The organism is Pseudonocardia pini (assembly GCF_013870575.1).
Taxonomy (GTDB): domain Bacteria; phylum Actinomycetota; class Actinomycetes; order Mycobacteriales; family Pseudonocardiaceae; genus Pseudonocardia; species Pseudonocardia pini.
Window position 1 is genome coordinate 1 of record NZ_JACBXB010001234.1, and the last position, 1,004, is coordinate 1,004.

Annotated in this window: 1 protein-coding gene; it reads left to right on the plus strand. The window is 75.0% G+C overall.

Going from position 1 to position 1,004, the window contains the following annotated elements:
* Window positions 1-229: 229 nt before the first annotated feature.
* Window positions 230-1,004, plus strand: a 775-nt coding sequence (locus H5J29_RS34115) for a hypothetical protein (RefSeq protein WP_181784970.1), incomplete at its 3' end; no start/stop codon positions are given.

Sequence of the window (1,004 nt, forward strand, 5' to 3'; positions counted from 1 at the left end):
GGCCCGCCGTCCACTCGTCCGCCAGCCCCTCGGTGGCGCGGCGCTCCAGGGTGCTGCCGCAGCCCGTCAGCACGAGCACGAGCAGGAGTGTCGCCGACAGGACCGTCCTCACCGGACCAGTGTGCCGGTCGCTCGGCCCGCTGTATCTCCCGCCCACCCCGACCCTCCTCCCTGTGGTCGGTGTCGGCACGGGGAGGAACCAGATGGGCGACGGGCGCGAGGGGGTGCGGTGATCCTCGTGGTCTCCGACCCGACGGACGGGCACACCCGGCTGGTCGTGGACCGGCTCCGGGCCGCCGAGCACCGGGTCGCGGTGCTGGATCTCGCCCGTTTCCCGGCGCGGGCGACCCTCGTCGCCCGATTCGGGGTCGGTGAGCCCCGGTACGCCTTCGACACCGACCTCGGCCGCGTCGACGCCGCCGAGGTGCGGGTGGGGTGGTGGCGGGTGGATCCGGCGGTCGCGTCGAGCGGGACGGCGCAGGTGGTCCGCGCGGTGCTCGACGCGCTGCCGTGCGCCTGGGTCAACGACCCCCGCCGGGACGAGGCGGCGTGCCACGGCCCCCTGCAGTGGGCCGTCGCGCACGACGTGGGACTGCGGGTGCCGGACACCCTGGTCACGAACGATCCCGAGGCGGTCCGCGAGTTCCGGCGAACCGGCGACCAGGTCGTGTGCACCGGGGCTCCCACGGTGGTCCTCCGACACCCCGTGCCCGGTGTGCACCTGCGGGTGACGGTGGTCGGGGACCGGGTGTTCGCCGTCGAACGGGAGGCCACCGAGCTGTCCAGGGACCTCACGCTCCGGCTGCGGGCGCTGATGGCCCGGCTCGGCCTGGGCTTCGCCGCGATCGACCTGCGCCGCGCCCCCGACGGCATCGACCTGCCCATGCTGGACGAGCACGGCAACCCGTCCGGCGTGGCGCTGGACTGCCACGTCTGCGGCGAGTCCTTCGAGCGCCCGGACATGGCGGCCTGCGAGGCACAGCGAGCAGACGTAGGCCTCGTGG